General features: G+C 65.4%; 28 protein-coding genes. 17 read left to right on the forward strand and 11 right to left on the reverse strand.

All coding sequences use genetic code 11. From position 1 onward, the window contains the following. Positions 1-95 precede the first annotated feature (95 nt). Positions 96-1,109: a zinc-binding alcohol dehydrogenase family protein gene (locus F8237_RS29495; protein ID WP_151649659.1), complete on the reverse strand. Its 1,014-nt coding sequence runs from the start codon at positions 1,107-1,109 to the stop codon at positions 96-98. A gap of 134 nt (positions 1,110-1,243) precedes the next feature. On the opposite strand from F8237_RS29495, the gene F8237_RS29500 reads away from it, so the two are divergent. Then, positions 1,244-1,618 carry a winged helix-turn-helix transcriptional regulator gene (locus tag F8237_RS29500; RefSeq protein ID WP_151649660.1) on the forward strand — a complete coding sequence of 125 codons (375 nt, stop codon included), beginning with the start codon at positions 1,244-1,246 and terminating at the stop codon, positions 1,616-1,618. A gap of 167 nt (positions 1,619-1,785) precedes the next feature. Here F8237_RS29500 and F8237_RS29505 read toward each other — a convergent pair whose 3' ends face one another. Continuing rightward, the gene (locus tag F8237_RS29505) at positions 1,786-3,387 is read right to left on the reverse strand and encodes an OprO/OprP family phosphate-selective porin (RefSeq protein WP_151649661.1); all 1,602 of its coding nucleotides are present in this window, start codon (positions 3,385-3,387) and stop codon (positions 1,786-1,788) included. A 317-nt stretch (positions 3,388-3,704) separates the two neighbouring features. Between F8237_RS29505 and F8237_RS29510 the strand changes: the two genes are divergently transcribed. From F8237_RS29510 to F8237_RS29525, 4 genes are all read left to right on the forward strand, one after another. After that, a complete protein-coding gene (locus tag F8237_RS29510) occupies positions 3,705-5,111 on the forward strand; it encodes a DegQ family serine endoprotease (protein WP_162006264.1) in 1,407 nt (468 codons plus the stop codon). After that, positions 5,108-6,442 (forward strand): replication-associated recombination protein A, encoded by a 1,335-nt coding sequence (locus tag F8237_RS29515; RefSeq protein WP_151649662.1) that lies wholly within the window; start codon positions 5,108-5,110, stop codon positions 6,440-6,442. The genes F8237_RS29510 and F8237_RS29515 overlap by 4 nt, the downstream gene beginning before the upstream one ends. Before the next feature lie 78 nt (positions 6,443-6,520). Beyond that, a complete protein-coding gene (locus F8237_RS29520) occupies positions 6,521-6,835 on the forward strand; it encodes a HigA family addiction module antitoxin (RefSeq protein ID WP_151649663.1) in 315 nt (104 codons plus the stop codon). Continuing rightward, the gene (locus F8237_RS29525) at positions 6,832-8,052 is read left to right on the forward strand and encodes an RluA family pseudouridine synthase (RefSeq protein WP_151649664.1); all 1,221 of its coding nucleotides are present in this window, start codon (positions 6,832-6,834) and stop codon (positions 8,050-8,052) included. The genes F8237_RS29520 and F8237_RS29525 overlap by 4 nt, the downstream gene beginning before the upstream one ends. Before the next feature lie 176 nt (positions 8,053-8,228). Here F8237_RS29525 and F8237_RS29530 read toward each other — a convergent pair whose 3' ends face one another. After that, the gene (locus F8237_RS29530; protein ID WP_151649665.1) at positions 8,229-8,675 is read right to left on the reverse strand and encodes a hypothetical protein; all 447 of its coding nucleotides are present in this window, start codon (positions 8,673-8,675) and stop codon (positions 8,229-8,231) included. A gap of 92 nt (positions 8,676-8,767) precedes the next feature. On the opposite strand from F8237_RS29530, the gene F8237_RS29535 reads away from it, so the two are divergent. From F8237_RS29535 to F8237_RS29555, 5 genes are all read left to right on the forward strand, one after another. Beyond that, positions 8,768-9,562, forward strand: a complete 795-nt coding sequence (locus F8237_RS29535; protein WP_151649666.1) for an ATP12 family chaperone protein — start codon at positions 8,768-8,770, stop codon at positions 9,560-9,562. A 56-nt stretch (positions 9,563-9,618) separates the two neighbouring features. Next, positions 9,619-11,223, forward strand: a complete 1,605-nt coding sequence (gene fliK, locus F8237_RS29540; RefSeq protein ID WP_162006265.1) for a flagellar hook-length control protein FliK — start codon at positions 9,619-9,621, stop codon at positions 11,221-11,223. Beyond that, complete coding sequence (locus tag F8237_RS29545; RefSeq protein ID WP_151649667.1) at positions 11,220-11,483, forward strand: EscU/YscU/HrcU family type III secretion system export apparatus switch protein; 264 nt, start codon at positions 11,220-11,222, stop codon at positions 11,481-11,483. Before fliK ends, F8237_RS29545 begins: the two co-directional genes overlap by 4 nt. Positions 11,484-11,533: 50 nt before the next feature. Further along, a complete protein-coding gene (locus F8237_RS29550; protein WP_374761622.1) occupies positions 11,534-12,373 on the forward strand; it encodes a penicillin-binding transpeptidase domain-containing protein in 840 nt (279 codons plus the stop codon). A 78-nt stretch (positions 12,374-12,451) separates the two neighbouring features. Next, the gene (locus F8237_RS29555; protein WP_151649669.1) at positions 12,452-13,108 is read left to right on the forward strand and encodes a carboxymuconolactone decarboxylase family protein; all 657 of its coding nucleotides are present in this window, start codon (positions 12,452-12,454) and stop codon (positions 13,106-13,108) included. A 6-nt stretch (positions 13,109-13,114) separates the two neighbouring features. On the opposite strand, the gene F8237_RS29560 is transcribed toward F8237_RS29555, so the two are convergent. Together F8237_RS29560 and F8237_RS29565 are read right to left on the reverse strand one after the other, a co-directional pair. Continuing rightward, positions 13,115-13,711, reverse strand: coding sequence for a hypothetical protein (locus F8237_RS29560; protein WP_162006419.1), 597 nt, complete (start codon positions 13,709-13,711; stop codon positions 13,115-13,117). A 163-nt stretch (positions 13,712-13,874) separates the two neighbouring features. Next, a complete protein-coding gene (locus F8237_RS29565) occupies positions 13,875-14,279 on the reverse strand; it encodes a DUF4260 domain-containing protein (protein WP_201280231.1) in 405 nt (134 codons plus the stop codon). 162 nt (positions 14,280-14,441) lie between these two features. On the opposite strand from F8237_RS29565, the gene F8237_RS29570 reads away from it, so the two are divergent. Both F8237_RS29570 and F8237_RS29575 read left to right on the forward strand, forming a co-directional pair. Further along, positions 14,442-15,974, forward strand: a complete 1,533-nt coding sequence (locus F8237_RS29570) for an acyl-CoA carboxylase subunit beta (protein WP_151649672.1) — start codon at positions 14,442-14,444, stop codon at positions 15,972-15,974. Between the two features lie 116 nt (positions 15,975-16,090). After that, positions 16,091-16,438, forward strand: a complete 348-nt coding sequence (locus F8237_RS29575; protein WP_151649673.1) for a hypothetical protein — start codon at positions 16,091-16,093, stop codon at positions 16,436-16,438. A gap of 28 nt (positions 16,439-16,466) precedes the next feature. Here F8237_RS29575 and F8237_RS36515 read toward each other — a convergent pair whose 3' ends face one another. Together F8237_RS36515 and F8237_RS29580 are read right to left on the reverse strand one after the other, a co-directional pair. Continuing rightward, positions 16,467-16,619, reverse strand: coding sequence for a hypothetical protein (locus F8237_RS36515; RefSeq protein ID WP_167527498.1), 153 nt, complete (start codon positions 16,617-16,619; stop codon positions 16,467-16,469). A 104-nt stretch (positions 16,620-16,723) separates the two neighbouring features. Continuing rightward, a complete protein-coding gene (locus tag F8237_RS29580; RefSeq protein ID WP_151649674.1) occupies positions 16,724-17,377 on the reverse strand; it encodes a glutathione S-transferase family protein in 654 nt (217 codons plus the stop codon). A gap of 139 nt (positions 17,378-17,516) precedes the next feature. Here F8237_RS29580 and F8237_RS29585 point away from each other — a divergent pair, with 139 nt between their 5' ends. Together F8237_RS29585 and F8237_RS29590 are read left to right on the forward strand one after the other, a co-directional pair. Further along, entirely contained in the window at positions 17,517-17,831 is a 315-nt protein-coding gene (locus tag F8237_RS29585) for a hypothetical protein (RefSeq protein WP_151649675.1), read from the forward strand. Positions 17,832-17,938: 107 nt separating this feature from the next. Continuing rightward, on the forward strand, positions 17,939-18,211 hold the full coding sequence (locus tag F8237_RS29590) for a twin-arginine translocation signal domain-containing protein (protein WP_151649676.1): 273 nt from the start codon (positions 17,939-17,941) through the stop codon (positions 18,209-18,211). 171 nt (positions 18,212-18,382) lie between these two features. Here F8237_RS29590 and F8237_RS29595 read toward each other — a convergent pair whose 3' ends face one another. The 3 genes from F8237_RS29595 to F8237_RS29605 form a co-directional block, all read right to left on the reverse strand. Then, on the reverse strand, positions 18,383-18,622 hold the full coding sequence (locus F8237_RS29595; protein WP_151649677.1) for a GCG_CRPN prefix-to-repeats domain-containing protein: 240 nt from the start codon (positions 18,620-18,622) through the stop codon (positions 18,383-18,385). 206 nt (positions 18,623-18,828) lie between these two features. After that, positions 18,829-19,839 (reverse strand): alpha/beta fold hydrolase, encoded by a 1,011-nt coding sequence (locus F8237_RS29600; protein WP_151649678.1) that lies wholly within the window; start codon positions 19,837-19,839, stop codon positions 18,829-18,831. A 139-nt stretch (positions 19,840-19,978) separates the two neighbouring features. Continuing rightward, the gene (locus F8237_RS29605; protein WP_162006266.1) at positions 19,979-20,677 is read right to left on the reverse strand and encodes a metalloregulator ArsR/SmtB family transcription factor; all 699 of its coding nucleotides are present in this window, start codon (positions 20,675-20,677) and stop codon (positions 19,979-19,981) included. Positions 20,678-20,824: 147 nt separating this feature from the next. Here F8237_RS29605 and F8237_RS29610 point away from each other — a divergent pair, with 147 nt between their 5' ends. Genes F8237_RS29610 through F8237_RS29620 form a run of 3 tightly spaced genes read left to right on the forward strand, consistent with a single transcriptional unit; the run spans position 20,825 to position 22,370 of the window. Next, a complete protein-coding gene (locus F8237_RS29610) occupies positions 20,825-21,133 on the forward strand; it encodes an NIPSNAP family protein (RefSeq protein WP_151649680.1) in 309 nt (102 codons plus the stop codon). 23 nt (positions 21,134-21,156) lie between these two features. Further along, positions 21,157-21,507, forward strand: a complete 351-nt coding sequence (locus F8237_RS29615) for an antibiotic biosynthesis monooxygenase family protein (RefSeq protein WP_015685445.1) — start codon at positions 21,157-21,159, stop codon at positions 21,505-21,507. Between the two features lie 53 nt (positions 21,508-21,560). Beyond that, positions 21,561-22,370 (forward strand): isocitrate lyase/PEP mutase family protein, encoded by an 810-nt coding sequence (locus F8237_RS29620; RefSeq protein WP_151649681.1) that lies wholly within the window; start codon positions 21,561-21,563, stop codon positions 22,368-22,370. Between the two features lie 113 nt (positions 22,371-22,483). Here F8237_RS29620 and F8237_RS29625 read toward each other — a convergent pair whose 3' ends face one another. Continuing rightward, positions 22,484-22,879 (reverse strand): hypothetical protein, encoded by a 396-nt coding sequence (locus F8237_RS29625; protein WP_151649682.1) that lies wholly within the window; start codon positions 22,877-22,879, stop codon positions 22,484-22,486. Between the last annotated feature and the right edge of the window lie 36 nt (positions 22,880-22,915).

Here is a 22,915-nt window from a genome sequence, read left to right on the forward strand (position 1 = left end):
CGTTCCGCATTCGATGAAGCATGGTGGGTTACGCCGAGCAGATGCGCTGTGCGCATCTGCAGGGCTAACCCACCATGCTTACCGACGTCGCAGCCCTACCACCCCTCCAGCACGATCTTGCCGCGCGACTTGCCGCTCTCGAGCAGCGCGTGCGCGCGCTTGAGATTGGCTGCGTTGATCGTGCCAAAGGTCTGGTCGAGCGTGGTGCGCAGCACGCCCTTGTCGATGAGGTCGGCGACGTCATTGAGCAGATGATGCTGCGCGATCATGTCGGGTGTCTGGAACGAGGAGCGCGTGAACATCGACTCCCAGTGCACCGAGATCGCCTTGCCCTTGAAGGTGCTCATCGTGAACTCCGGCGGATCGTCGATCAGGCCGAACCGGCCCTGCGGCGCCATGAGTTCGGCGATCGCCTTGTAGTGCTGGTCGGTGAAGGTGAGGCTCGCCACCAGCGCGACCGGCGGCAGCTTGAGCTTCTCGATCTGCTCCTTCATCGGCTTGCCGTGGTCGATCACCGCATGCGCGCCGAGATCAAGGCACCATTTCTGCGACTCCGGCCGCGTCGCGGTCGCGACCACGGTGAGACCGGTGAGGCGGCGGGCGAGCTGGATCAGGATCGAACCGACGCCTCCGGCGCCGCCCGTGATCAGCAGCGTGCGCGGATCGACGCTCTTGCCGGGCACCGCGCCGAGCCGGTCGAACAGCAATTCCCATGCGGTGATGGAGGTGAGGGGAAGGGCTGCGGCCTGCGCGAACGAGAGCGACTTCGGCTTGTTGCCGACGATGCGTTCATCGACGAGATGGAGTTCGGCGTTGGTGCCCTGACGCAGGATCGAGCCGGCGTAAAACACCTCGTCGCCGGGCTTGAACAGCGTCACGTCGGGCCCGACCGCATCGACCACGCCGGCGGCGTCATAGCCAAGGATCTTGGTCTCGCCCTCGGGCGGGGCGGCGCGCTTGCGCACCTTGTAATCGACCGGATTGGCCGAGATCGCCTTCACGGCGACGCGGATGTCGCGTCCCTTGGGCTCGGGTTTCGCGGTTTCGAAATCGATCAGCGCGTCCTGATCCTCGATCGGAAGCGACTTCTTGTAGCCGACGGCCTTCATGGCTTGTCTCCATCAGATGGCGCGATAGCGTGTGACGTGCGCCTGCCATTGTAACTGTCCCGCTAGGCGCCATTTGGCAAGTACTGTAAATTCGGGGATATAGTCCCTGTTTGGATACTATTGGGAAAACACGCATGAAACGGCGGGATTTTGCCCGGCGTCCCGGCTGCTCGGTCGAGGCGACGCTGGATCTGATCGACGGCAAGTGGAAGGGCGTGATCCTCTACCACCTCCAGGACGGCACCCAGCGCTTCGGCGAGTTGCGCCGCCGGATGCCCGGCATCACCCAGCGCATGCTGACAAAGCAGCTTCGCGCGCTGGAGGAGGACAAGCTCGTCATCCGCAAGGTCTATGCCGAGGTGCCGCCGCGGGTGGAGTATTGCCTCTCCGAGCTCGGCGAGAGCCTGCGGCCGGTGATCGACATCCTCAAGGCCTGGGGCGAGAGCCACCAGCAGCGGCTGTCCTGCGCGCCGCCGCCGGTGGTCGTGAGGAAGAAGCGCGCGGCGTGAATTATCCATGCCGCCGCACTCTCGGTGTCATCCCCGCGAACGCGGGGATCCATAACCACAGAGAGGAGTTATAGTTTGAGCTGGAAACTCCGATCTTCGCCAAACGACTGCCTGTGGCTATGGGTCCCGGGTTCGCGCGTTCGCGCGCCCCGGGACGACGAGAGAAGTCAGAACGCGAACTGCGTGCGCATCGCCACCGCGTCGAACTTCGCGCCGACATCGGCGGTCGAGACCGGCGAGGCCTGCTTCGATACCGTGCCATGCAGGTAGTCGAGCATGAAGCGGACGTTGCCATTGACGTACCAGTTCAGCGCCGCCGTGTAGACGGTCTGTCGGCCGCCGGCGATGCCGGTCGCCGTTCCCAACTGGTTGTTGAGGTCGATCGTCGAGAAGCGTCCCGCAATTTCCCACGCGCCCCAGCCACCGCCGTCGAGCGAGAACGGATGCGCCGGCTTGACGCCGTTGTAGGCCGCGTTCGCCGCATTGTAGGTCCGGCCCTCGCCGGTCAGCACGTAACCGGCCTGCGCATAGCCGCCCTGGAATTTCAGGCTGGGTGCGCCGATCGGCGCGAGGCCGGTGTTGGCGGTGCGATCGATGTTGTACCAGAAGTACTCGCCCTGGAGGATCAGCGAGCCGTAGGTGGCGGCGGCTTCGACGCTGTAGACCTGAGCGCCCGAGGCATTCGCGATCGCGCCCGTCGAGATCAGCGAGGTCGGGTCGAGACGCAATTCCGGCCGGTCGCTGAGCGTGACCGTCTGCGTGTTGGCGATCAGATTGCGCGGCGGCTGGATCAGCCATTCCGCGTCGGCGCCGATATGTACCGAGTAGTCCTTGCCGCTGATCGGGTTGCCGGCAATACGCGCCACCGCGCCGTATTGCTCGCTCGTGCCCGCGGGCGCCGCGCTCGAGGCGGAGTGGATCGCGCCGGTCGACGGTCCCGTGACATAGCCGCCGATCCAGAGCTGGTCGTTGAACCAGCGTGCGCCGGCTGCGGAGCGGAAGTCGCCGGCGGCGATGCTGGTCGCGATCACGCCGGCTGAGGCGCGCTCCATGAACATGGTGTCGTTGGAGCTCGTGGCCTCGTCCATGGTGTAGGGCAGGTCCATGATGCCGGCCTCGATCGCCATCCGGCCGCCGAACGGTTTCAGGCCGGTGTAGCTGAGATAGGCATTCTCGACGCCGGACACGCCGCCGCCGGGCAGGGAGCCCGGCGCTGCGCCGCCAAAGCCGTCGGAGGAGCCGCCGAAATCGTAGACCAGCGCGAAATTCCAGTCGTTGAAGAATTTGCCGGCGACGCCGATGCGGGCGCGGCGGACGTTCTCGCCGCTGTCGAGCTTCTGCGGCACGGTCGCCGCGGTGTTGGGACGATAATCATAGCCGCCGACATCCCAATGGACGCGGCTGGTGATGGCAACGCAGTTTGCCCCGTCGGCGGTGCAGATGGTCGGCCGGTTGTTCGGCATCGTCACCACGACGCCGGACGCCGGTGCCGGTCCCTTGAGCGGGATTGCCGCGTTGGCATTGGCGACGACGGCCTTTGCCTCCGAGCGCGCTTCCGCCTTTGCTTCGGCTTTGGCCTTCGCCGTGGCTGCCGTGTTCGCCGCGGTCTGGTTCTGCAGCTTGTCGAGCTTCTGCTCCAGCATCTTCAGTTGCTGCTTCAGCAGGGCGATCTCCTGCTCGCTGCTGCTTGCCGTTTGGGCCTGGGCCTGGGCGGCCGCCAGCGCACCGGCAAGACCAATCGCCGTGGCTGCAAGTCTTGTCCTGATCACGTCATCCACTCCATGGTTTGACCAACTTCCCCAAGTCGCAAACGCAGAGCCTAGGAACGATCGATGACTGCCCTGCGACGGCGCGTCCCGGTGTGCGGGTTCCCACTGATGTAGATTCGCCGCAACCGAATCGGCCCTCCGCGACAATGCAAGATGACGGGCCTCATGCCAATCCGTAGCAACACCGCAAAATGCCCGTGATGCGCACAGGCCTTGCTGGCCGGGAGCTGGCGGGAGGGGCTGAATATTGCCGCCCGGCGCCCTTCTATTGGCCGGCGAACGCGCCTATATTCCGGCGTCTTTTCCGAGAGGTAGGAATGTTTCGCTCGATCCGTGCCGCCGTCATCACTGTACTGTGCATAGGCTTTTCGGCCTCCTTCGATCCGGCCGCCGCGCAGGACCGCCGGGTCCCGTCGTCGCCGGCCGAATTGCGGCTGTCCTATGCCCCGATCGTGCAGCGGGTGCAGCCTGCGGTCGTCAACGTCTATGCGGCCAAGGTGGTGCAGAACCGCAATCCGCTGCTCGACGACCCGGTCTTCCGCCGCTTCTTCGGCGTGCCCGGCCAGCAGCCAGAGCAGATGCAGCGCTCGCTCGGCTCCGGCGTCATCGTCGATGCCTCCGGCCTGGTCGTCACCAACGTCCACGTCATCGAGGGCGCCGACCAGGTCAAGGTATCGCTGGCGGACAAGCGCGAGTTCGAAGCCGAGATCCTGTTGAAGGATCCCCGTACCGATCTTGCCGTGCTGCGCCTGAAGGACACCAAGGAGAAATTCCCGACCCTCGACTTCACCAATTCGGATGAGTTGCTGGTCGGCGACGTCGTGCTGGCGATCGGCAATCCCTTCGGCGTGGGGCAGACCGTGACCCACGGCATCATCTCGGCGCTGGCGCGCACGCAGGTCGGCATCACCGACTACCAGTTCTTCATCCAGACCGATGCGGCGATCAATCCCGGCAATTCCGGCGGCGCGCTGGTGGACATGAGCGGCAAGCTTGCCGGCATCAACACCGCGATCTATTCGCGCTCCGGCGGCTCGCAGGGCATCGGCTTTGCGATCCCCGCCAACATGGTGCGCGTCGTCGTTGCCTCCGCCAAGGGCGGCGGCAAGGCGGTGAAGCGTCCCTGGCTCGGTGCAAAATTGCAGGCGGTGACGCCCGAGATCGCCGAGAGCCTCGGCCTGCGCTCGCCGACCGGCGCGCTGGTTGCGAGCGTGGTCTCGAGTGGCCCCGCGGCGAAGGCCGGCCTGAAATCTTCCGATCTCATCACCGGGATCGACGGCCAGACCGTGGATGATCCCAACGCCTTCGACTACCGCTTCGCGACGCGTCCGCTCGGCGGCACGGCACAGATCGACGTGCAACGCGGCGGCAAGCAGGTCAAGCTGGTGGTGGCGCTGGAGACCGCGCCCGATACCGGCCGCAACGAGCTCGTCGTCACCGCGCGCTCGCCGTTCCAAGGCGCGAAGGTGTCGAGCATCACGCCGGCGGTCGCCGATGAGCTGCATCTGGACGCCGACACCGAGGGCGTCGTGATCACCGATCTCGGCGGCGACAGCGCGGCCGCGAGTGTCGGCTTCCAGAAGGGCGACATAATCCTGGCGGTGAACAACCAGAAGATCAGCAAGACCGGCGACCTCGAAAAGGCCGCAGGCGAGCGCCCGCGGATCTGGCGCATCACGCTGGTGCGTGGCGGCCAGCAGATCAACGTTTCGCTGGGCGGATGAGTCCGAAGCGACCACAGGAGACGCCAACTCTCTTTGCCGCGGCGGGGCTCGACCACGAGGCTCCGCATCCGCTGCCGGACCGGCTGCGTCCGCGCGTGCTGTCGGAGGTCGTCGGGCAGGATCACATCCTCGGTCCCGACGGCGCGCTGACGCGCATGCTGGAGACGCGCACGCTGGGATCGCTGGTGTTCTGGGGCCCGCCCGGCACCGGCAAGACCACCGTGGCGCGGCTGCTGGCGGATGCCACCGATCTGCATTTCGAGCAGATCTCCGCGGTGTTCTCCGGCGTCGCCGACCTCAAGAAGGCCTTTGACGCCGCGCGCGCCCGCCGCGAGATGGGCAAGGGCACGCTGCTGTTCGTCGACGAGGTGCATCGCTTCAACCGCGCCCAGCAGGATTCGTTTCTCCCCGTGATGGAAGACGGCACCGTCGTCATGGTCGGCGCCACCACCGAGAACCCGTCTTTCGAGCTCAACGCGGCGCTTCTGTCCCGCGCGCGCGTATTGGTGTTTCGCTCGCTTGATGCGGCCGCGATCGAAAAGCTTTTCGCGCATGCCGAGGAGGTCGAGGGCAAGAAGCTACCGCTCGATGACGAGGCGCGCGCCGTGCTGGTGCGCATGGCCGACGGCGATGGACGGGCGTCGCTGACGCTTGCCGAAGAGGTCTGGCGTTCGGCGCGGGCGGATGAGATTTTCAACGCCGCGCAATTGCAGGACATCCTGCAGCGCCGCGCGCCGATCTACGACAAGTCGGCCGACGGCCATTACAACCTGATCTCGGCCCTGCATAAATCGGTGCGCGGCTCCGATCCCGATGCCGCGCTGTATTATCTCTGCCGCATGCTCGATGCTGGCGAGGACCCGCTGTTCCTGGCCCGCCGCGTCGTGCGCATGGCGGTGGAGGACATCGGCCTTGCCGATCCGCAAGGACTCGTCATCGCCAATGCGGCCAAGGACGCCTTCGATTTCCTCGGCCACCCCGAAGGCGAGCTCGCCATCGCGCAGGCGGTCGTCTATCTCGCCACCGCGCCGAAATCGAACGCGGTCTACACCGCTTTCAAGGCGGCGATGCAGGTCGCCAAACAGGCCGGCTCGCTGCTGCCGCCCAAGCACATCCTCAATTCCCCGACCAAGCTGATGAAGTCGGAAGGCTACGGCGCAGCCTACGAATACGACCACGACACCCCCGACGCCTTCTCGGGGCAGGACTATTTTCCAGATGCCCTCGGGCGTCAGACCTTCTACGATCCGCCGGAGCGCGGTTTCGAGCGGGAGATCCGCAAGCGTCTGGATTACTGGGCCAAGCTGCGCAAGGAGCGGGGCGGGAAGTAGGCCTTTGGAGCTTGCGGTAGGGTCGGATTTACGGTTTACGTAACGCGTAATTCGCGCTAGTCCGACCAAGAAAACACCATGCCCCGCATACCTACCCATCCCGGCGAACATCTCGCTGAAGAGCTGCGAGAACTCGGCATATCCGCCGCAGAGCTCGCGCGTCAGATCGACGTCCCCGTAAATCGCGTGACTGGCATCATCAACGGGCAGCGCGGCATCACCGCTGACACTGCGCTGCGCCTTGGTCATTGGTTTGGCTCCAGTCCGCAATTCTGGATGAACCTGCAACAGCAATATGAACTGCGGCTGGCGGAGAAAGAGGTTGGTGCGCAGGTTGCGACGCTGCCCCGTCGCGCCGCGCAGTCGACACGAAAGCTTGGAAAAACCGCATGAGCCGCCGCATCAAGAGAATGAACCCGAAACCTCGCGAGCCCGACGAGCGCAAGGAGGCACGTCCGTTCAAAGCGCGCGGTGCGTCAAAGGCCGGCCCGCGTCCGGGCGGCAAGCCGGGCATGAAGCCGCCGCCGCGCTTTGCGGGCGAGCGCGCCGAGCGGCGTCCGCCCAAGGTGGCCGCGCCGGAAACGCCTGCGCCGGCAAAGCCCGTCGAGGCGCTGCTGCCGACCAAGGTGCAGACCGTCAAGGTGACGGCCGACGAGAACAACATGCGGGTCGACCGCTTCCTCGAAGCGCGCTTTCCGGGCCTGTCGTTCTCTCACATCCAGCGTGTCGTCCGTAAGGGCGAGCTGCGCGTCGATGGCAAGCGCGTCGACAGCAAGGATCGGCTGGAGGAGGGGCAGAGCGTCCGTATTCCGCCGCTGAAACTCGACACGCCGAAGCCGGTCGACGAACTGTCGGAGGCCGCGCAGAAGACGCTCAAGGCGCTGAAGGAGATGACCATTTACGAGGACGACGACGTTCTCGTGCTGAACAAGCCGTTCGGGCTTGCGGTGCAGGGCGGCTCCGGCACGACGCGGCACATCGATCAGATGCTGGAGGTGATGCGCGACTCCAAGGGGCAGAAGCCGCGGCTCGTGCACCGGATCGACAAGGATACGTCGGGCTGCCTGCTGATCGCCAAGACGCGCTTCGCCGCCTCGTATCTGACCGGCGAGTTCCGCTCGCGCTCGGCGCGGAAAACCTATTGGGCGCTGGTGCCGGGCCTGCCGAAGCCGAAGCAGGGCCGCATCTCGACCTTCCTCGCCAAGGAAGAGAGCGAGGACGACACCATCATGCGCATCGCCCAGCATGGCGACGAGGGCGCGAGCCACGCGGTGACCTATTACGCGGTGGTCGAGACCGCCGGCAACAAGCTGACCTGGGTGTCGCTGAAGCCGGTGACGGGCCGCACCCATCAGCTCCGCGCGCACATGGCGCATATCGGCCATCCCATCGTCGGCGATCCCAAATATTTCAACATCGAGAACTGGCAATTGCCGGGCGGCTTGCAGAACCGGCTTCATCTGCTCGCGCGCCGCATCGTCATTCCGCATCCGCGCGGCGGCGTGATCGACGCCACCGCCCCGCTGCCGCCGCACATGCAGCAATCGTGGAATCTGCTCGGGCTCGATGCGAGCCGGTTCGATCCGATCGAGAACGCGCCGGAAGAGTAGGGCGCGACGGGAACCATAGAGGGGTAGACCAGCCACACCCTCCGCTGTCATCGCCCGGCTTGACCGGGCGATCCAGTATTCCAGAGACCGCAGTGATTGAACCGAGAGCCGCAGCGTACTGGATGCCCCGGTCAAGCCGGGGCATGACAGCTGTGGTTGGTACGACCGACAATCCCTCAATTCCGAAACTGCTCCAGAAACATCCGCAAGGAGTCATGCGGGCTTTCGACGTCGGTGATCAGCCAGCCCTCGGGCCCGTTGACCAGGATGAAGTTCAGCGTCACCCGCCGGCCGCGATTGTCGAAATTCGCCTCGACATAGGTCTTGTCATATTGCCTGCGGACGATCGCGATCGTCACAGGGCCGAGCTTCCAGCTCGGGCTCTGCACCAGGAAATCATAGGGCTCGGTCCGCGGCGCGGACCACGCCTTGCGCAAGGAGGGGTCGAAGAACTGCCGGGCGGTCGCCGCATCCCGCGGCAGGCCCTTGGACAGCTCCGGCGCGCCTTCGCCGTAATAGGCATAGACGTTGCGGACCAGCGATTCCGGGGTGCGAAAGCCGGCCTCTGCCGCGGCCAGCCAAAGCCCGGCGAACAGGGCCACAATGCCCGCAAGTTCCCTCATGCCCGCCGCTCGCTTTATCGGCCGCAAGGTTTGGCTTAAAATGGTCTTATCTTAAAACACTAGCATCCACCGCCGGAGAGCGAAAACTCAAGATGCGCGAATTGTTCGATGAAGCTGCGGTGCGATCCGCTCGCGATCCCCGGGAATCGGTCCGCCAGTCTGCGCGTACGCCACAGCGCAAGCGCTTCTACAAGGAGGCCGGCGCCACTGAAACCGAGGGCGGCTTCGCCATCACGCTCGACGGCAAGCCGATCCGCACGCCGTCCGGCCGCCAGGTGGTGATCCCCTCGCGCGCACTGGCCGATGCGGTCGCCGCCGAATGGGCGGCGCAGGGCGAGACGATCGATCCCGTGACCATGCCGCTGACGCGGATCGCCAACAGCGTGGTCGAGGGCGTCGTCGACCGCGTCGAGCTCGTCACCGACGACCTCGCCAAATACTTCGAGTCCGACCTGCTGTTCTATCGGGCAGGCCACCCCGAGGGGCTGGTGGCCCGCGAGGCCGCGCACTGGGACCCCCTGCTGTTCTGGGCGGCGGAGACGCTGGGCGCGCATTTCATCCTGTCCGAGGGCATCATGCATGTGAAGCAGCCGGACGAGGCCATCCAGGCCGCCCGAGGTGCGCTGCCGGGGGATGCCTGGTCGGTCGCCGCGCTCCATGTGGTGACGACCCTGACCGGTTCGGCGCTGCTGGCGCTGGCACTGGCCCATGGCGTGCACGATGCCGGCCAGGTCTGGGCCGCCGCCCATGTCGACGAGGACTGGAACGCCGAGAAATGGGGCGTGGACGAGGAGGCAGCTGCCCGCCGGGCCGCCCGCTTGCGGGATTTCGAGGCCGCCGTGGCGGTATTGGCCGCCGTAAAGCCTGCTGCGGCCAAAGGTCCTTAACGAGAGGTTTACGAGGGCGGCCTTAGGGTAGAGCCAGCGTTCCCCGGGCCCCTGAGATGTCGACGCCGATAAGCTCGATTCTTCCCGTCAGTGCCGCCAGCCCCGTGGCTGATGCGGCAACGCCCGATCTCGTGCTTCAGGCCGGCAGCGTCGTCGACGCCAGGGTCGTCAGCGTGATGGCCGACAATCTGGTGCGGATCGCGATCGCCAATTTGTCGATGGACGTGATGTCGGAGGTGTCGCTCACACCGGGGCAGAGCCTCCAGCTCGCGGTCTCGCAGAACGGCGGCACCATCCGGCTCGCGGTGATGAGCGGGGCGGGCGAGGCGACGGGGGATCAGATCACGTTGACGCCGCGGGCGGCCTCGCTGGTGGAGAGCCCATCGCTGGCGCCGTCTGCGATTGCCGCACGCAACACGCTGACGCCGCTGGAGCAGGCCGCCGTCACCGCCGCTTCGGCCGAGGCGGTCACGAAACAGGGCAGCCAGGCGCCGTTGTTCGCCAATCTGGCCGCTGTCGTCACCGGCAGCGATCTGCCGGCGGGGCTGAAGCAGGCGGTGCTGGACGTGCTGGCGCAGCAGACGCCGCTCAATGCCGGGCTCGATGGCGGCGATATCGAATCCGCCTTCCAGAAATCCGGCCTGCTGCTCGAGGCCTCGCTGGCTGCAGGCGGGACGCCGCCTTCCGGGGCCGTGCCGGATTTGAAGGCCGCGCTGCTGGTGCTGCGGCAGACGCTGGCGAGCCTCGAGACCGCGCCGCAGGTGCAAGGTGCCGCGCTTGCGACTGGTACAACCGGGACGCCGCAGGCCGTTGCCGCGCCGGCTCAGACAGCAGGTGAGGCCGCGTCATCTTCCGGTGCCGGGATCGCCCAACAACCGCAACTGCCGCGCGATGCCAATCTCGCGGCCGCCTTGCTGGCCGACATAGCCGGCAACAATCCTCAGTCCGCGATGCCGCGCACCATGTCCGCAGGCCTTGCCGCAAGCCTGTTGCAGGAGGTCACGCAAAACCTGCCGCGCCTGATGGGCAACGTCCCCGGCTCGAACAAGGTCGTGCCCGACGGTCATATCTTCGAGGCCGCCGCGCGTACGACGCCACCGCCGTTTCGCGGCGCATTGCCGGCGCCGCAGGCGGTCGCCGCGCCATCGCTCGCGCCTGAGACACCGCTCTCCGTAACGGTGCACCGCCTGCTCGACGACACCGATGCCGCGATCGCGCGGCAGACGCTGTTGCAGGTCGCCTCGCTGCCCGATCGTACCGACGCCGGCGGCCACCGCATTGATCCAGCCGTGCCGCAGTGGAATTTCGAGATTCCGTTCTCGACGCCGCAGGGCACCGCGATGGCGCAGTTCGAGATTTCGCGCGACGGCGGCAACGAATCTGCCGATCCCGCCAAGCGCGCCTGGCGCGCGCGCTTCACGCTCAATGTCGAGCCGGCCGGCCCCGTGCATGCGCTGATCACGCTCAACGACGACAAGACCTTCGTGCGGATGTGGGCGGAGCGCCCCGCGACCGCGCAGCAACTTCGCGCCGGCATCGGCGAACTCAATCAGGCGCTGACGCGCGCTGAACTCAAGCCCGGCGACATCCTGGTGCGCGACGGCACGCCGCCGCAGCCGGCGCCAGCCCGCGCCGGTCATTTCCTGGATCGCGCCACATGAGCAATCCATCCAAGCTCGCCATTGCGCTGCATTACGAGAAGGGCAGCAACGCGCCCGTCGTTGTCGCCAAGGGCAAGGGCACGATCGGCGAGAAGATCGTCGAGATCGCCAAGGCCAACGACATCCCGATCGAGGAGAACGAGATTTTGGCGGGTGCGCTCTCCAAGGTCGAGCTTGGCGAGGAGATCCCGCCAGATCTCTACAAGGCCGTGGCTGAGGTGTTGGTGTTTGTGCTGCGGCTGTCGGGTCGGGGGCGCTGAGCGCCGTCATCGTTTGACCAGATATTGGCGGCATTGTAGCCGTCGCCTTCATGACTCAACGGAAATCGCCCGTGCTGACCCGCCGTTCCACCCTCGGCCTTCTTGCCGCAGCTTCGATCCTGCCGCGGCACGCGCTCGCGCATGTCGCGCCGCCGCGCAATGAGATCCGCGACAGCCTGGCAAAGCGTTTCACCGACCTCGGCACGTCGGGCACCTTCGTCGGCTACAAGGTCGAGGACTATCTGATCGTCGCCAGCGACAAGGAGCGCTCGGGCGAGGGCAAGCTGCCAGCCTCGACCTTCAAGATCCCGAACTCGCTGATCGCGCTGGAGACCGGCGTCGTCGCCGATCCTGACAAGGACGTGTTCCCGTGGGACGGCGTGAAGCGTCCGATCGAGGCCTGGAACAAGGATCATACGCTGCGCAGCGCCATCGCGGTGAGCGCGGTGCCGGTCTATCAGGAGATCGCCCGCCGCATCGGCCAGGAGCGCATGCAGAAATATGTCGATCTGTTCGACTACGGCAATCGCGACATCGGCGGCGGTATCGACCAGTTCTGGCTCACGGGCGCCTTGCGCATCGATCCGATCGAGCAGATCGATTTCGTCGACCGGCTGCGTCGCCGCGCGCTGCCGATCTCCAGGCGCAGCCAGGATGTGGTCGCCGATATCCTGCCGGTGACCAAGGTCGGCGACAGCATCATCCGCGCCAAGTCGGGCCTGCTCGGCGCCGAGCGCGGCGAGCCCTCGCTCGGCTGGATGGTTGGCTGGGCCGAGAAGGGCGAGGCGCACACGGTGTTCGCGCTCAACATGGATTGCACCGAGCCGCGCCTCGTCGGCGAGCGCATGCCGCTGACGCAAGCCTGCCTTGCCGCGATCGGCGCGATCTGACGTCGCCACGCTGGCGCACCCGACGGCGCTCGACTAGCATCCTTCAGACCAAGCAATAAAAAGGTCGGGAGGACACCAATGAACTCAACGCCACTTTGGCTATCGTCGCTCACGTTGGCCGCTGCTGGCGGCTGGCTCGCCGCCACGATGTTTGCAGCGCCCGCCACCAGCAAGGAGCCGCGCTTTCCGCAGCTCACCATGGACCAGCTGGACGCCAAGCAAAAACCGCTCGGCGAGCAGATCATGAAGGTGTCGAGCGTCGGCATCGGCGGGCCCTACAATCCCATGATCCGCAGCCCCGTGCTCGGACAGCGCCTGTTCGACCTGTTCTACTATCTGCGCTGGGAAACCTCGGTCCCGACCAAGCTCAACGAGTTCGCGATCCTCATCATCGGCCGGCAGTGGCGCTCGCAGGTGGAATGGTTCGCGCACGCGCCGCTCGCGGCCAAGGCGGGCTTGTCTGCGGATATCATCGCGGAGCTGAAGGCCAACAAGCGCCCGTCGAAAATGGCTGAGGATGAGGCGGTGGTCTACGACTTCGTCACCGAGCTCACCACGACCAGGAAGGTCTCTGACGAGACCTACGCGCGGGCGAAGAAGCTCTTCAACGACCAGCAGATCGTCGACCTCACCGCGGTCTCCGGCAATTACGTGATGGTCGCGATGCTGCTGGCGATGGCGGAAGAGACAGTGCCGCCGGACAAGCAGGAGCCGTTCAAGCCCGGCGAGCCGTAATTCGCCTCAGGCCTTGTCGGCTGTCTTCTTCCCCGTCAGCGCCTGGTCGATGGCAAAGCCGCCGATCTCGCTCATGGCCTGCGAGATCACGTCACCCTTGCGGGCGAAGCCTTCGGAGAGGAAGTCGAACTGGGTGCGCGCCAGCCGCAGCACCTCGATCGGCACGGAGACGACGGTCTCGTTGAAGGCGTCGACGGAAGCGCGCAAGCTGTCGAGCTCGCTGGTCAGTTTGCCGATGTGGCTCTCCGCGTGCTGCATCAGGCCGAGCAGCTTGTTGCGCTCGGCATCGAATGCGGCGCGCTCGGCAGCGGCCGCCGCCGTCACGTCCGCCAGTTGTGCCCGCAGCGCCTCGATCTGGCTGACCATGGCGTTGGAGGCGAGTTCGGCGGCCTCGCGCAATTCGGCGTTGCGCGTGCTCTCGTCCTGCTGCTGGTGATACAGCCGTTCGGCCGTCATCGCCCGCTGCGCCAGCGACTCGATCAGCGATGCGGCGCGCAGCAGCATCTCGCCGTTCCTTCCCGACACCATGCTGGCCATGCGGCGCAGGAAGTCGGTGGTTTCGGACGATGAGTTCGGCGGCAGGGGGACGACCGTCGCGGACATGAGGTGATGCTTGAGCCAGAGCGTCATGATCACCGCCGTACCGACTGGGCTCACGCAACATCGGCGCCTGATCGCAAGCCTGGAGCAAGCCTGAATCGGCAGGCCCGGTCAACCGGGCCAGCCGCCAAATTTGCGGCGGCGTCCGCCGCAGGAGCCCGCGGGGTCAGGTGTCCTTCTGTCGCCCGATCCGCCCCAGATGGGTGAAGCCGAACCCGGCCGAGTATTTCAGCCCGTAGCCCAGCGCCCGGTCGATGCCGATATGGGCGAGCCAGATCAAGGCGATGGACAGGATGAGCGGCGAGGCGATGCCGAAGCCCAGCGTCAGCAGCGCCACCGGGGCCATGTAGCTGTGGGCGGCGTTGTAGACCATCGCGCCGAATTTGGCGTCGGAGAGGTATGCCAGGAAGCTCAGATCGGGCACGAAAAAGAGCAGGGCGAACACCAGCCAGGAGCCGTCCCAGGCCGCGTAGAGCATCACCATGCCCGCGAACAGGGTCAGGCCCTCCAGCCGGAGCAGGATCTTGACGCCGCCCGTCACCGCGCCGGTCTCGGCGCCGGTCTTGGCCATTCCTTGGTCCATCGTCGTCTCCCCGGGCAAAACTTTGTAATTCCTTGCGCTTTCCCGCTGCGACAAGGCAGCCCTGCGGTGCCGAAAGCCGCTTCCCGGCCCGCAAAATGCCGTGTTAGAACCCCCGGCAATCGCATTTAGGCTAAGAACTGGCGGGAGCAAATGAAGAATATCCTGGACGCCCTTGAAGATCGTCGTGCCGGCGCAAAGCTCGGCGGCGGGGAGAAGCGCATCGAGGCGCAGCACGCCCGCGGCAAGCTGACCGCGCGCGAGCGCATCGAGCTCCTGCTCGACAAGGGATCGTTCGAGGAGTTCGACATGTTCGTCGAGCACCGCTCCACCGAGTTCGGCATGGAGAAGAACAAGGTTCCCGGCGACGGCGTCGTCACCGGCTGGGGCACCGTCAACGGCCGCAAGACGTTCGTCTTCGCCAAGGATTTTACGGTGTTCGGCGGCTCGCTGTCCGAGACCCACGCGCTGAAGATTACGAAACTTCAGGACATGGCGATGAAGGCGCGGGCGCCCATCATCGGCCTCTATGATGCGGGCGGCGCCCGCATCCAGGAGGGCGTCGCCGCGCTCGCCGGCTATTCCTACGTGTTCCGCCGCAACGTGCTCGCCTCGGGCGTGATCCCGCAGATCTCGGTCATCATGGGCCCTTGCGCCGGCGGCGACGTCTACTCGCCGGCGATGACCGACTTCATCTTCATGGTGAAGAACACCAGCTACATGTTCGTCACCGGCCCTGACGTCGTGAAGACCGTCACCAACGAGGTCGTCACCGCCGAAGAGCTCGGCGGTGCTAGCGTGCACGCCACGCGCTCCTCGATCGCCGACGGTGCCTTCGAGAACGACGTCGAGACGCTGTTGCAGATGCGTCGCCTGATCGACTTCCTGCCGTCCAACAACAGCGACGGCGTGCCGGAATGGCCGAGCTTCGACGACATCGGCCGCGTCGACATGTCGCTCGATACGCTGATCCCCGACAATCCGAACAAGCCCTACGACATGAAGGAGCTGATCCTGAAGGTCGTCGACGAGGGCGATTTCTTCGAGATCGCGGACATGTTCGCCAAGAACATCGTCACCGGCTTCGGCCGTATCGCCGGCCGCACCGTCGGCTTCGTCGCCAACCAGCCGATGGTGCTGGCCGGCGTGCTCGACAGCGACGCCTCGCGCAAGGCCGCGCGCTTCGTTCGCTTCTGCGATGCCTTCAACATCCCGATCGTCACCTTCGTCGACGTGCCGGGCTTCCTGCCGGGCACCGCGCAGGAATATGGCGGCCTGATCAAGCACGGCGCCAAGCTGCTGTTCGCCTATTCGCAATGCACCGTGCCGCTGGTGACCATCATCACCCGCAAGGCCTACGGCGGCGCCTTCGACGTCATGGCGTCCAAGGAGATCGGCGCCGACATGAACTACGCCTGGCCGACCGCCCAGATCGCGGTGATGGGCGCCAAGGGCGCCGTCGAGATCATCTTCCGCTCTGATATCGGCGACCCCGACAAGATCGCGGCCCGCACCAAGGAATACGAAGACCGCTTCCTGTCACCGTTCATCGCCGCCGAGCGCGGCTACATCGACGACGTCATCATGCCTCACTCGACCCGCAAGCGGATCGCGCGGGCGCTGTCGATGCTGAAGGACAAGAAGGTGGAAACGCCGGCGAAGAAGCACGACAATTTGCCGTTGTGAGGATGGCGTAGCCCGGATGGAGCGCAGCGAAATCCGGGTACATCGCTAGATCTCCCGCGTGTCGCTACGCTGGTGCAGGCGACTGTTTTTGATTTGGCATCCTCGATCAATACCCAATGACCGAAGACGATCCGACCGACGAGATTTCACAGATCGAAGATCGGATCGAGGCACTCGCCGAGATCGCCGAGCGCTGCCGCAAATACATTCTGGCGTCCAAGATCGCCGTCGGCGGCGGCGCTGTATTGCTGCTGGTCACGATCCTCGGCGTGTTTGGCTTGGGTCAAACGGCCGCGCTCGGCTCGATCGCTTTGGTACTGGGCGGTATCGTCTCGCTCGGTTCGAATGTCAGCACTCTGCGGCAGACGGATGAGGCCATCCAGGCTGCGGAGGCGCTTCGCGCGCGGCTGATAAGCAGTATCGATCTGCGCGTGGTCGCCGATACACCGATGAAGCTGGTGTGACGCGGCGCCCGGAGAATGCCAAGGCGCCTTACGCCGCAGCCCTGCGGGTCAGGACCTGCAGCTCACCGCGGCATTCGGCTGCGAAGGTTTGAAGTCGCTGTGCGGTTTGCTGGTCGAGGATCGCTTTCGCCAGCCGCTCGGCGCGGGCAAGCTGCTCTTTCAGATATGCGATGCGGGCCATGTGTCACCTTCCGCAGGGGAATTTGAAGGATAATTTGAAGCAAATTACTTGGTTCCGATGGCGGTGAAGCTAGGGCTAACACCGCGCTAATGATGTGCGGTCCGTCACACTCCGCGCGCCACATCCGCCGCGGCGAAATGCGCCATCTGGTCGGCGCGGGCCTTGGCGAAGGCCGGGCGGGCCGTGGCGCGCGCGACATAGTTGCGGCAGGCAGGACTGTCCGCTAGCCCGCCGAAACCATCGACGACGCGCAGCACGTCCGACATCAGGATGTCTGCGACCGAAAAAGATCCCGCCAGCCATTCGCGCCCCGCAAGCACGGGCTCGAGATGCTTGAGGCGAAGCTTGAGGAAATCGTCGACGAATTTCCACGCCGCCGTGTCGGTCGGATGTCCCATGAACTTCGACATCCCCCAAGGCAGGCTCGCCATCTCCACCGAATTGAGCGCCGCGAACACCCATTCCGTCGCCTCGCTCTGGCCGCTCGGATCTGACGGCATCAGCCTGGCGCTGAGCTTGCCCAGATGCAGCAGGATCGCGCCGGTCTCGAAAATCGAGAGATCGCCGTCGGTCAGCCACGGCACCTGGCCGAACGGCTGGTGTGCCAGATGCGCGGCACCGCGATCGTCGATCGGCACGCTGGCGACGCGATAGGGCAGAGCGGCTTCTTCCAGCGCCCAGCGCACGCGAAGGTCGCGCACGAAGCCGCGCGGGGCAGGGGGAACCCAATCGAAGGTGGTCAGCGTGAGGTCGGCCATGCGGTGTCTCCAGCGGTTCAAACGCGTGCTGTTCGAAGCAAGGACGGCCGAGCGGCGCGCATTCCGACAACGCCGCCAACTCTTTTTGTCGCCGGTCCGGGGACGGTCTATGCTGGCGCCAAACAGCAGGAGAAAACACATGCCCGCCGCCTACTTCGTCGTCCGCGCCACCGTCACCGATCCGGCAAAGCGCGCCGCCTTCGACAAATGGTACGAGACGGAACACGTGCCCGACGCGGTGAAGGCGTTCGGCGTAGCCAAGGCCTGGCGATTCTGGAGCCTCGACGATCCCTCGCTGCACCAGGCCATGTACCAGTTCGACGACGAGGCTGCGTTGGCTGCGATGCTGAAGGGCGATGCGTTGAACAAGCTCGTCGCCGATTTCAACCGCGACTGGCCCGATGTGACGCGCACTCGGGAGACGCTGGTGCTGGCGCAGGCGTTTGGAACGTAGCCTGTCGGCTTTGCAATGAACCTGAACGCAGGATTCAGCGGCAGTTCATGTCACCACCACGACAATTCGCTCTGCATCACTTGAGAGAAAGCCGAGAGGGACATGTCATGGAACGCCGCAATTTTCTGAAACTCGCCTTCGGTGTCGCGGCGGGAGCCGCCGCGCTCACGACCGCCGCACAGGCCGCGCCGCTGGCGCCACAGCCGCTCGGAGATCCCCGCATGCCGCAAGGCAATCCGGACGCCCATCCGGCCGTCACCACCAGCGATGAGGCCGCAGAGCTCAAGCCCGAGCAGGTGCATTGGCGCGGCCATCACCACCACTGGCGTCACCGTCACTGGGGCTGGCGCCGTCGCCGTTGGCATCGCCGCCACTGGTAAGCTCCACACAAGCTATGCTCCGAGCGGGGATCGCAATTGCGCTCCCCGTTATGATTCGGAATTGCTACGACCCCACGCGATCTCTTGGTGTTCAAAATGTCTTGGTGTTCAAAAAGAAATGGCCGCGCAGGCTGATCCCGCGCGGCCATTTTGCAATGCGAGAAGGTCAGATCAGAACGGCCGGCAGCGGCCGGCGTACCAGCGGAAGCCGTAAGGGCACACGCGCGGACGTACCACGACGACCGGGGCTGGAGCGGGCACGACGACCACGGCCCCACGCCGGGCCATCGGCTGGCAACCGCCATACGGGCCGCGATACCAGCCGGGGCCACAGCCGCCGGCGGCGCTGGCCGCCTCGCTGAAACCGACGACCGCGCTGGCGAGCATCACGGCGGCGAACATATATTTCATCTGATCTTCCTTCTCGTCCTTGGGGGCAGATTCCTAAGGGCAGATTCCTGGGGGCGGCGCTTGCGGCGAACAATGAATCAAAAGACACGATTCGACATGTTAAATTTTGCAACATGCCGACACGTCGCGATCCAAACCTGCCAATCATGACCTGAATGCGGCGTGAACATTCCCCGCATGCTGCTTCAGGCGACACGCAAACGGCGCTAGCGGCCGAGAAAGCCCAGCACCAGCTCCTTGTACTTCTCCGGCGCCTCCAGGAAGACGAGGTGGCCGGTGTCCGGGATCACCTCGGCCCGCGCATTCGGCATCTTCGCGGCCAGCGCCTTCGCCAGCTCGGCGTTTTGTCCCATCCTGGCGCGCAGCGCCTCCGGTGCGAGTGGCCGTCCCGGCGCGTTGTGATCGTCGGCGCCCATGATGAACAGCGTCGGCCCGGACAAAAGCGCGACCTCGTGCGCGACCGGCTCGCGATAGATCATCTGGCCGGAGCTGACATAGGCGCGCAGCCAGCGCGGATAATCCGGGCTGCCTTTCATGTTGAAGCGGGCATCGACGAACGGGGTGATCGCTTCCGGCGGCAGCTTGATCGCGTAATTGGTCTGGAGCTGCTTGCGGTAGCCGTCGGCGGTGAGCTTGCCCTCGTTCTCGATGATGGTCTCGGTCGGGGTCGGCGGCACATAGAGGCGGTAGTCTTCCAGCCCGATTGGGGCCGTCAGAACAAGGTGAGCGACGCGGTCCGGATAGGCGCGGGCGATGCGCACGCCGAGCATGCCGCCGAGCGAATGCGCCACGATTTCCGCTTTGTCGATCTTGAGGTGATCGAGCAGCGCGATGGTGTTGCGCGCCAGTGTGTCGAAGTGCAGTTCGCCTGACGGCTTGGAGGATTTGCCGAAGCCGATCTGGTCGGGCACCACGACGCGATAGCCGGCCTCGATCAGCATCTTGATGACGGGTGCCCAGTAGCTCGACGGAAAATTGCGCCCGTGCAGCAGCACCACGGTGCGGCCGTTCGGCTGCGTGGGTGCGACGTCCATATAGGCCATGCTGAGCTGCTCGCCGTCGTTGACTACAGGCAGCAGGTGCACGGGAAGGGGATAGGCAAAGCCTTCGAGCGCGATGCCGTAGGGTTCGCGCGGTGCGGTGTCCGCGGCGCGGGCGGAGGTGAACGCGGCGGTGAGCAGGGCGGCCGCGAGCGCGGCCGTAAGGATGCGGTTCATAAAGGTCTCCGTCATGCCCGGGCTTGTCCCGGGCATCCACGTGCCAGCCGCAATAAAGACGTGGATGGCCGGGTCAAGCCCGGCCATGACGAGGAGCTCCGATCCCACGCAAACGTGCGATCTCACGCATCTCGCGTGATCAGTCCTTCTCATTTGCGAACAGCGCCGCAAACTGCTTCTCGCCGGTGCGGGTGAAATTCACCACGCGGCTGCCGGGTGTGGCATCGCGCGCGGCCCATTTCAGCTCGGCGAAGCGATGCATCATGGCGGCGCCGAGCGTGCCAGCGAGATGGTGGCGCCGCTCGCTCCAGTCGAGGCAGGCTTTGCACACCGGACGGCGCGGATGGGCCAGCATGTCGGGCGAGATCTGCAGATGTTTGGCCAGGAAGCGCTCGCCTTCCGGCGTCAGCTCGATCTCCTGTTTCTTCTGCCTGATCAGGTTTCGCGTGCGCAAGGAGTCCAGCATCTGCACGCCGAGATCACCGGCGAGATGGTCGTAGCAGATCCGCGCGCGGCGCAGCGCCGGATCCTTCGGCCCGGTGCGCACGCGCATGTGGCCCGTGCGTGCGGCGAGCCCCGCAAGGCCTTCGAGCACGCCGGCGACATCGTCGTCGGTGAGGCGGTAGTAGCGGTGACGGCCCTGCTTCTCCGGTTCGATCAGTCCGCCGGCCTCGAGCTTCGAAAGGTGCGAGCTCGCGGTCTGCGGCGTGATGCCGGCCTCCTGCGCCAGCTCGCTCGCGGTGAGCGCGCGGCCGTTCATCAGCGCCGTGAGCATGTTGGCGCGGGCGGGATCGCCGACCAGCGCGGCGACCATGGCGATGTCAGGGCCTGATTTCATGCTTCGATGGTAACCGAAGCATCGTGGTCGGGCAAGGGCGTAGCGTGTCGCCACGAACTCATCATTGCGAGCGAAGCGAAGCAATCCAGACTGCTTCGGCGGCGACGGTGTCGCTTTGTCCGTTGCAACGACCAATCAGGAGCCCACATGTCGGTCACCGTCTTCATCCGCTACCAGCTCGACCCCTTCAAGCGCGCGCAGTTCGAGGAATATTCCAAGCGCTGGCTCACCATCATCCCGAGCTGCGGCGGCGACCTGATCGGCTATTTTATGCCGCATGAGGGCACCAACAACATCGCCTTCGGACTGATCAGCTTCGAGAGCCTGGCCGCCTACGAATCCTATCGCGCGCGGCTGCGGCAGGATACCGAGGGCATGGCCAATTTCCATTTCGCCGAGGAGCACAAATTCATCCTCGCGGAAGAGCGCACCTTCCTGCGCAAGGTGGTATTGTAGGCCACCAACACAAGGAGACGCCCGTGATCGCCGTGATTTTCGAAGTCTGGCCCAAGCCGGAACATCGCCAGGACTATTTCGACCTCGCGGCCGATCTGAAGCCGATCCTGCAGACCATCGACGGCTTCATCTCGGTCGAACGCTTCGAGAGCCTGACCGACAAGGGCAAGATCCTGTCGGTGTCGTTCTGGCGGGACGAAGCCGCGGTGCAAGCCTGGCGCAATACGATGGAGCACCGCCGCACCCAGGCCAAGGGCAGGGCGCAGATCTTTGCCGACTATCATCTGCGCATCGCCAGCGTCGTCAGGGACTACAGCATGACCGATCGCGAGCAGGCGCCGAAGGACAGCCGCGCGGTGCACGACGCGCACTAGCGCGCTTCGAAGAGCGTGCCTATGTTCGCGCGGCCAACACCAGGGAGAGAAACATGCACGTGACAACCGCTGACAAGCGCGCGACGTTCAAGAAGATGCACGAGAGCGGCTGCTTCATTCTGCCCAATCCGGTCGATGTCGGCAGCGCCAAGGCGTTGCAGCATCTCGGTTTCAAGGCGCTGGCCTCATCCAGTGCGGGCTTTGCCTGGACCATCGGCAAGCCCGACAACCATGGCACGGTGGAGGATGTCTGTCAGCATCTGGCAGCATTGTGCTCGGCCGTCGACATCCCCGTGAACGCGGATTTCGAGGGCGGCTTCGCGGTTGAGCCGGGCAAGGTCGCTGATCATGTCGAGCGCTGCGTGCGCACCGGCGTCGCGGGCCTGTCGATCGAGGACTCCACCGGCGACAAGGACAAGCCGATCTACGAGCGCGCGCTCGCGGTCGAGCGCATCGCCGCCTCGCGCAAGGCGATCGGCGACAGCAACACGATGCTGGTCGGCCGCTGCGAGGCTTATCTGTGGGGCGTCACCGATCTCAAGCTCGTCATCGACCGGCTCACCGCTTACGCCGATGCCGGTGCCGACTGCCTCTACGCGCCGGGCCTGAAGACCCGCGAGGACATCGCCGCGGTGGTGAAGGCGGTGCATCCAAAGCCGTTCAACCTGCTGATCGGTGCATCCGGCCTGTCGTTGCGGGAGGCCGAAGATCTCGGCGTGCGCCGCATCAGCGTCGGCGGCTCGCTCGCCCGTGCCGCCTGGGGCGGCTTCATGCGGGCCGCCAAGGAGATGGCTGAGAAGGGGACGTTCACCGAGCTTGCCGGCGGCTATCCCGGCGGCGAGCTCAACAAGATGTTCAGCTAGAGCATGATCCGGAAAAGTGTGAAGCGGTTTTCCGGAAAGATCATGCTCCAACGATAAACGAAAAGCGGCGGGACCTTGCGGGTCCCGCCGCTCTCTCGTGTCACTGCGGACTGTTACTTCGCGCCGTCAGACGGAGCGGCCGGATCAGGCGCCGCCGGCTTGCTCGGCGCAGCGCCCGTGGTCATGCCAGGCTCGGTGTTGCTGCGCGGGGTCACGTCACGCATGCCGGGAGGCGCGGCCGGATTGGCGGACGGCGCCTGCTGGGCCGTCTGCGTCATCGGCGCGTTGCTCGCCTGGTTGCCGGTGCTGGAGTTGTTCAAGCTATAGAACACGGCGCCCAGCACCAGGGCGACCGCCACTGCGAACACAGCGACCTTGCCGCTTGAAGCCGGGCCTTCGCCAAGCTCGGGATCTGCCTGAAGTTCGGCATCCCGGCGCGCCGCGCCAACATACTCATCGTCGGCGAGGTTCGGGCGATACGGATCGTTGGGAAAACGCTCGTCAGCCATCGTTGGATCTCCTCGTTTATTGCGCGGGGACAACCC

This window comes from Bradyrhizobium betae (assembly GCF_008932115.1).
GTDB classification, from domain to species: domain Bacteria; phylum Pseudomonadota; class Alphaproteobacteria; order Rhizobiales; family Xanthobacteraceae; genus Bradyrhizobium; species Bradyrhizobium betae.

What these genes read in the sequence shown, in the direction of transcription:
- F8237_RS29495 (WP_151649659.1), bottom strand. Translation starts at nt 1,109, where the DNA reads ATGAAGGCCGTCGGCTACAAGAAGTCGCTTCCGATCGAGGATCAGGAC.
- F8237_RS29500 (WP_151649660.1), top strand. Translation starts at nt 1,244, where the DNA reads ATGAAACGGCGGGATTTTGCCCGGCGTCCCGGCTGCTCGGTCGAGGCG.
- F8237_RS29510 (WP_162006264.1), top strand. Translation starts at nt 3,705, where the DNA reads ATGTTTCGCTCGATCCGTGCCGCCGTCATCACTGTACTGTGCATAGGC.
- F8237_RS29515 (WP_151649662.1), top strand. Translation starts at nt 5,108, where the DNA reads ATGAGTCCGAAGCGACCACAGGAGACGCCAACTCTCTTTGCCGCGGCG.
- F8237_RS29520 (WP_151649663.1), top strand. Translation starts at nt 6,521, where the DNA reads ATGCCCCGCATACCTACCCATCCCGGCGAACATCTCGCTGAAGAGCTG.
- F8237_RS29525 (WP_151649664.1), top strand. Translation starts at nt 6,832, where the DNA reads ATGAGCCGCCGCATCAAGAGAATGAACCCGAAACCTCGCGAGCCCGAC.
- F8237_RS29530 (WP_151649665.1), bottom strand. Translation starts at nt 8,675, where the DNA reads ATGAGGGAACTTGCGGGCATTGTGGCCCTGTTCGCCGGGCTTTGGCTG.
- F8237_RS29535 (WP_151649666.1), top strand. Translation starts at nt 8,768, where the DNA reads ATGCGCGAATTGTTCGATGAAGCTGCGGTGCGATCCGCTCGCGATCCC.
- fliK (WP_162006265.1), top strand. Translation starts at nt 9,619, where the DNA reads ATGTCGACGCCGATAAGCTCGATTCTTCCCGTCAGTGCCGCCAGCCCC.
- F8237_RS29545 (WP_151649667.1), top strand. Translation starts at nt 11,220, where the DNA reads ATGAGCAATCCATCCAAGCTCGCCATTGCGCTGCATTACGAGAAGGGC.
- F8237_RS29550 (WP_374761622.1), top strand. Translation starts at nt 11,534, where the DNA reads ATGACTCAACGGAAATCGCCCGTGCTGACCCGCCGTTCCACCCTCGGC.
- F8237_RS29555 (WP_151649669.1), top strand. Translation starts at nt 12,452, where the DNA reads ATGAACTCAACGCCACTTTGGCTATCGTCGCTCACGTTGGCCGCTGCT.
- F8237_RS29560 (WP_162006419.1), bottom strand. Translation starts at nt 13,711, where the DNA reads ATGTCCGCGACGGTCGTCCCCCTGCCGCCGAACTCATCGTCCGAAACC.
- F8237_RS29565 (WP_201280231.1), bottom strand. Translation starts at nt 14,279, where the DNA reads ATGGCCAAGACCGGCGCCGAGACCGGCGCGGTGACGGGCGGCGTCAAG.
- F8237_RS29570 (WP_151649672.1), top strand. Translation starts at nt 14,442, where the DNA reads ATGAAGAATATCCTGGACGCCCTTGAAGATCGTCGTGCCGGCGCAAAG.
- F8237_RS29575 (WP_151649673.1), top strand. Translation starts at nt 16,091, where the DNA reads ATGACCGAAGACGATCCGACCGACGAGATTTCACAGATCGAAGATCGG.
- F8237_RS36515 (WP_167527498.1), bottom strand. Translation starts at nt 16,619, where the DNA reads ATGGCCCGCATCGCATATCTGAAAGAGCAGCTTGCCCGCGCCGAGCGG.
- F8237_RS29580 (WP_151649674.1), bottom strand. Translation starts at nt 17,377, where the DNA reads ATGGCCGACCTCACGCTGACCACCTTCGATTGGGTTCCCCCTGCCCCG.
- F8237_RS29585 (WP_151649675.1), top strand. Translation starts at nt 17,517, where the DNA reads ATGCCCGCCGCCTACTTCGTCGTCCGCGCCACCGTCACCGATCCGGCA.
- F8237_RS29590 (WP_151649676.1), top strand. Translation starts at nt 17,939, where the DNA reads ATGGAACGCCGCAATTTTCTGAAACTCGCCTTCGGTGTCGCGGCGGGA.
- F8237_RS29595 (WP_151649677.1), bottom strand. Translation starts at nt 18,622, where the DNA reads ATGAAATATATGTTCGCCGCCGTGATGCTCGCCAGCGCGGTCGTCGGT.
- F8237_RS29600 (WP_151649678.1), bottom strand. Translation starts at nt 19,839, where the DNA reads ATGAACCGCATCCTTACGGCCGCGCTCGCGGCCGCCCTGCTCACCGCC.
- F8237_RS29605 (WP_162006266.1), bottom strand. Translation starts at nt 20,677, where the DNA reads ATGAAATCAGGCCCTGACATCGCCATGGTCGCCGCGCTGGTCGGCGAT.
- F8237_RS29610 (WP_151649680.1), top strand. Translation starts at nt 20,825, where the DNA reads ATGTCGGTCACCGTCTTCATCCGCTACCAGCTCGACCCCTTCAAGCGC.
- F8237_RS29620 (WP_151649681.1), top strand. Translation starts at nt 21,561, where the DNA reads ATGCACGTGACAACCGCTGACAAGCGCGCGACGTTCAAGAAGATGCAC.
- F8237_RS29625 (WP_151649682.1), bottom strand. Translation starts at nt 22,879, where the DNA reads ATGGCTGACGAGCGTTTTCCCAACGATCCGTATCGCCCGAACCTCGCC.